General features: G+C 56.3%; 5 protein-coding genes and 1 pseudogene. 1 reads left to right on the forward strand and 5 read right to left on the reverse strand.

Annotated features, from left to right (window positions below; translation table 11 throughout):
* The 5 genes and pseudogenes from CFB24_RS22335 to CFB24_RS22895 form a co-directional block, all read right to left on the reverse strand.
* Positions 1 to 170, reverse strand: a pseudogene (locus CFB24_RS22335) (IS256 family transposase); the annotation flags it as partial.
* Positions 171 to 323: 153 nt separating this feature from the next.
* On the reverse strand, positions 324 to 1418 hold the full coding sequence (gene dbpB / locus CFB24_RS22005; RefSeq protein ID WP_088522752.1) for a DGQHR domain-containing protein DpdB: 1095 nt from the start codon (positions 1416 to 1418) through the stop codon (positions 324 to 326).
* Entirely contained in the window at positions 1415 to 2704 is a 1290-nt protein-coding gene (dpdA, locus tag CFB24_RS22010; RefSeq protein WP_088522753.1) for a tRNA-guanine transglycosylase DpdA, read from the reverse strand. Before dpdA ends, dbpB (CFB24_RS22005) begins: the two co-directional genes overlap by 4 nt.
* Positions 2701 to 3846, reverse strand: a complete 1146-nt coding sequence (gene dbpB / locus CFB24_RS22015) for a DGQHR domain-containing protein DpdB (RefSeq protein WP_088522754.1) — start codon at positions 3844 to 3846, stop codon at positions 2701 to 2703. Before dbpB (CFB24_RS22015) ends, dpdA begins: the two co-directional genes overlap by 4 nt.
* Positions 3843 to 4841, reverse strand: a complete 999-nt coding sequence (locus CFB24_RS22895) for a hypothetical protein (RefSeq protein WP_141098581.1) — start codon at positions 4839 to 4841, stop codon at positions 3843 to 3845. The genes dbpB (CFB24_RS22015) and CFB24_RS22895 overlap by 4 nt, the downstream gene beginning before the upstream one ends.
* A 375-nt stretch (positions 4842 to 5216) precedes the next feature.
* Here CFB24_RS22895 and CFB24_RS23850 point away from each other — a divergent pair.
* The coding region (locus tag CFB24_RS23850; RefSeq protein ID WP_245295409.1) for a hypothetical protein at positions 5217 to 5446 on the forward strand (230 nt) is incomplete at its 3' end.

Consider the following 5446-nt stretch of genomic DNA (forward strand, 5'->3'; position numbering starts at 1 on the left):
TCGCCCTGGTCAAGGTGGTGGTCGACCTCCGCGTTCAGCGCCCGTTCGGCGAGCGCCTTCTTCAGTTCGTCGAGAAGACCATCTTTCGCAAAGGCCGTCTTGGGATCCGCGCCGGCCAGAAGCTGGTCGAGCAACTGATCGGGAATAAGCGGGGCTTTCCGTCTCGCCATGTGGTGCCTCCATTTGCTTCCAAATGGCCATCACACGGAAATTCCGACACTCTCAGGATTACACTCAGCAAAGCGGCAGCAGTTCACAGCCCTCTCGGAATTCCGACCCTCACGCTGTAGCGTATAATAGATCTCGTTGACCGCGTAGTTCATCTAGGCCGCCTCTACCTCCGCAAGGGATCGCTTCAATTCGGCTACGAGATAAAACGACAATTGTCGAATATCGGACGGCACGTTCTGCAATCCGTTCCAGCGGCGCCGCTCGTCGCCGAATTGCCATTCGCCCTCGCTCCACGCGGTTCGAGGCTTGATTAGCCGCAGACCTCGAGCAAACGAGTCGCGATTTTCAGATCCGGTCGATACGTGAAGCGCCTCCATGACATAGCCCATAGCGACGATTCCCGCACCATGAACAAGTCGAGACGTCTTCGGCGTTTTGCCTTCCCAATCTTCGGCAAAAACGTGCCTAACCGCATGAAAAAACTCGCTTATTAAGTGGACGCCACGATCGAGAAGAAGACGATTGTCATCCGCGAAAAGCCTTAGGGCACCGTCACTTAGCGAGTTCATGATCACACGCTGCAACACGGTGTCCCGGATCACTCCTTTAGGGTTCGTCTGCTGACGAATCATGCCTCTAAGCGAAGACTCTGGTCGGTAATTCAGAGCCTCTGTTACCAGGGCCGCTTGGCTTCGATTGGACATGCGGTGTGGGAGATCGCCGACCTGCGGCAACAACTCATAAACCAACGCCTTGGGCAACGGACGCGTATTATTGATGAGGATGAACTGCCGCTGCAATTCTTCCAGGCTATCGCAAATGAAGCCGGAAACAAGCACCTCGAATTCGCGGCCACGCATTTCGCTCAGGGCGGTGAAGCGTTGTTGTCCATCGACGATCCAGCCTGGCGGTCCTGATGCAACATCGATCGTTAACCGACCAAAGCGACTCTCTGCGCCGTCCATCGGCAGCAAGGGCTCCAGGGTTACGGATCCTGTGAATGCCACCACGATTGGGTTCGGAAGGATTGCTGTCGGCTTTTCCAGATAGTCCCGGATCTCTCGAATATGTCCGGCAATCTGCGGCCGTTGAAATCCCTGGAGCATCCCACCGTCGTCGCGCCCTGCTCGTTCGATGCGGGCGAAACGCGCTACGTCGACGGCACGCGCTGCGAATGTGAATACCGGCAGACCTTCGCACTGCTTGGGTATGATCACATCATAATGCTGAAGGCGTGTCTTGCTCATGCCGCCTCCGTGCGAAAATCACGAAGGTGGTTGTGAAATACGTGAAGATTATGCATTCCGCGCCGCTTGTTTCTGTTGGAGGTTCGAAAAATGAGGGCTTCGATTCCACCCTCTCGGCAGACGCGGCAATCGCAGAATTCCCAGGGCCTGTCGGCCAAAGTGCGGGCATAGGCTTTACGTTGTCGGGCAAGCGCATCTGCGTGTCGCGACGGCGAGACTTCGTCGTCCCAATTTATTTGCTCCCAATAAGCCATGACCGCGTCCAGAGTTTCGTCCAGGTCCGCTTCACGCTTCTCCAAACGCCGCACCCCGTCTAATGCCGCACGTTCAAGCCGCAAGATCTCTTCTTGATTAACCCGTCCTTCTCGAGCCTTTTGCTTAAGTCGATTATTTTCGATCGCCTGAGGAATTCGAATGGCGGTGTAGTATGAAAGAACGCCGGCCGGAGTGCGTACCCAATAATTTTTGCGAGCGTCCTTAAACGCGCGTATTAGGGGCGATGTAGTGTCGAAACTCGCAACCCCGAAGCGTTCTAGGACGTCGAGGCTCTCAATCTTCCCAAACCCGAGAACGTGGAGGCGCACATTGCTGGGCAAAACGTCTCGAACCGCTTTAAGCGCGCGCTGTAATTGCTCTATTTTCAGCGGGACGGTGCCGCCGACGGCAAGGTAATCATATCCCATGCGTGCCAAATCCTTCGCGGCGATCGCCATACTCGGGGCCGACCAACCTTGGATAACGCCCATGGGGGTGAAGCGCGGACCAAGTCGCGTTGACGCGGAGCGAAATTCATTGGCGTTTTGCAGCGTGATTTCAAAGCGCTGGCGCGTCTCCGCCGGTACTTCCTCGCTCGACCGCTCTTTGTCCGCGTCATCGAAATCGAAGATTAGATGGTCGGGCGAGCAGCCATGCGAAAAGCCGCCGTCAGCATAGAACTCGACTGTGTCGTCAGCGTGATAAGGCGGTTCTGGCATATTGCGATATGTAAACGCCCCGCAATCGCCGATCATCATGCTGCCAGGAAACCGCTCTTCTGGATAACGCAAAAAACGACGTGCGCCCTCTCGTCGGAAACGCATCAATTGCGCCTCAGTGTATTTGCCAGGCATGAGCGCATCGCCGACGATCCCGCGAGACACTAAGATGCCGTCATAAGGCGCTTCCGCCAGGAATTCGTGCGGAAATTCGTCATCGCGATGAATTACCCGCTTAGACCCGTTGCGATCGGCAACAAAGTCGTAGGCAGGATCGACGAAATCTAAACTATCAGCGAACACAAACTTCATGACGCAACCTTTGCGAAGGCATGCTCGTGATCGAGGCGCGCCAATTGATCGGAAAGAAGCCGGATATCCCGGCTGAGGCTCTGGATTTCGTTCCAATCTCGCTGGAGGTCGGGCCAGCGACCGCCTGTCCAATGGCAGTGTGGTGAAATGCGTTCAAGCGCCTCGCCGGCGTGTCGCCGCAGATCTCCATTGCCCGACGCTCGCGACATGATGCGATCCATCAGAAAGCCCATAGCTTCAATGCCGGCCGAATGCATCAAGCGACTTTCGGTTGGTGGGCGTCCCCAAGCCTCAGCAAAGACATCGCGAACAGCGGTCCAAAACGAGATCAACAAATGATACATCGCGGCGAAATCCGCTGGGCGCGATGGCGTCGCCTTATAAGGCGCAAGCGCACCCAATGGACTGTTCATGCTGTTGCGTATGACCTTGATCAGAGCTGAATCGGTTATGACTGCATCCGGACTATCGTCAGATGGGCGACGGATAAGCCCGCGGAATGGCGAGTCAGGCAAGGTGTTTAGTCGGTTTACGAGCTCACTCGGGATCTTACGCGGGGCTAAGTCACGAGGGAGGTCGGCACCGACTTCGGGAAGAAGTTCATTGATTAAGCGCGTTGGAAGCGGCCGCGCTTTATTGACGAGAATGAACTGCTCACGATGAATCGATAAATCTTCCGAGACGAAAGCCACAACTGGTACTGGAAAACTCTTATTACGTGCTTGCGCCAGGGCAATCGAGCGCTGTTGGCCATCGACAATCCATGCGGCCTTTGAACCATTCCGCGGCACCGGGATGCGCAAGGTTCCAGCCTCAGAGGCCTTTACGTCACCTGCCGGTTTGCTGCCGCGACTGCATGTGAAAATTGCATCTGGCGAAATTGCGAGAATAATCGCATTTGGGAAGAGTACCGGACCCTGATCCAAGAAGTGGACGATGGCCTGTACATGGTTGCGGATTTCCTTGCGCTGAAACCCCTGCAACGCCCCCTCGGAGTCACGATGAACACGACTGATGTCCGCGATCCGGAGGAGATCGGCGCCGGGAACAAAAAAGGCATAGACGTTTACGCCGTCCGCTTGCTGGGTCCGAAGCGCTCGAACAGAGAGTGTTGGATCGCATCCTGGCTTGCGGCGGGTCACGCGGCCCTCCGCTCAATTGCGCGTCGATAAAGGCGTGAGAATCTTGCCTGTTCGCAAGCAACCCTTTCCTCGTCTCGCAGCACCCGCAGGAGTCGGCCAACCGAACTACCTGGACTCAGATGCCGCTCGATCAGAACCATTAATTCATCGTCAGATAAACGAGGACGCTCAGGGCGCTCCGGACGGACATGACCAGCAAGCGCATTCTCGACCCAGACCTGGTGCTCGCTAGCATCTACGATTGATCCACCGGACAGGCCCTCAGACGCGAAGTGTGCAATGGCGCGTTGAGGGAAATCCGCGCGCGTGCCCGGAAAAATTGCATCTAGTCGCTCGTCATACGGAAGGATCTGCGCAAACAAACGCTGCGGTAGAATTGACTTGAGATTTACGCCGACGATTCTGAGGCGAACGACATCGCTGTCGACGAGTGAATCGAGAACTGGGGCAAGCATGCGCGCATAAGGTTGCGTCAGCGCCATTAGGACCGGCCTCACACTACCTGCGGTGAACAGTTCGTGCAGAGGTGTTGCGAATGGGCCACCACTGATCGCACGCCACCATGCCCCAACATCAAACGGGCCCAGCACTCTGCTAGCGACACTATCCCGACTTCGTCCGCCAACGGTAATCCCATAGGCAGGCACAATTTTTTCCGCCGCGACCAGCCCCAAACCCGCTGAAACAGCATAAAGTGCGGCACCAGTCGCGGAGGCCGCTTGACGCGCCAGATGAAATCCACGACCAGAATAAAGGGATCTCGCCGGGCTTTCGGGCGGCAACGCACTCAAAAGACTCAACCAGGCGGTTTCGACTTCACGTTGCGGCGCGTTGGGCAAAGAAATTGCGCAAGCGCCGGCGGTAACTTGCACCGATTTCCGACTTGCGCACGGAACCAGCAGAGCGTCGGCGCGCTTTTCAAGCAATGTGTTTGAAGCAGCAATTTGCACCTTTTTATGCTCCGAAACTGTAACCCGTTGACTCACCAGCGACACGACCGCCGCCTTCGTTTCTTACTGCGCTGATTTCTTAAATCCAGCGTTGACATCGCGATGCCCTACGTAGCTACGGGAAACTTGCATGCTCGTCAAGTTATCAAAAGCAATTGCCGTGGAGCTGAAATGACCGAGATAGCGGGTACAGTTATTAGTGCATAAACAGCCAACGCGACCCGAAAACTGCCCCCCGCAAGCATCCAGAAATGCCCCTCGCGTTAATCCCATTCCAGGGCGCATCCAACGTTTGATGCTGCCTGCGCCCGCGCCGGAATCAAAAGCCATTCCAGTCGGTCGAGCACGCGGTCGCGGTTCGCCGTTTTGTCAGTACAGCTCGAGCCAGCGCGTAATCCGATCAACTTGCGAGACCGCGCCATGCCACTTCACGACCGGCAACTACAACTAAAGAATCCCCCATGCCCTGTATCGCCTTCGCCCCGTGACCTCACGCAACCCCAGTTCGGCGATAAGGGCCTTCCCGCGTTCGACCTCATCATCTGCGATGAGGCGCAGATCAGCAGCCGAACGCAAGGCCGCGCAACGGGCGCGGCAGAAGGCCGCGAAGCAATGACATCTCGGCCAGATGTCACGCAGTTACAAGCATT

The organism is Rhodoblastus acidophilus (assembly GCF_900187365.1).
Taxonomy (GTDB): domain Bacteria; phylum Pseudomonadota; class Alphaproteobacteria; order Rhizobiales; family Beijerinckiaceae; genus Rhodoblastus; species Rhodoblastus acidophilus.

Excerpts from the sequence above, each read along its gene's own strand:
- dbpB (WP_088522752.1), bottom strand. The coding sequence starts at position 1,418 with ATGAGCAAGACACGCCTTCAGCATTATGATGTGATCATACCCAAGCAG.
- dpdA (WP_088522753.1), bottom strand. The coding sequence starts at position 2,704 with ATGAAGTTTGTGTTCGCTGATAGTTTAGATTTCGTCGATCCTGCCTAC.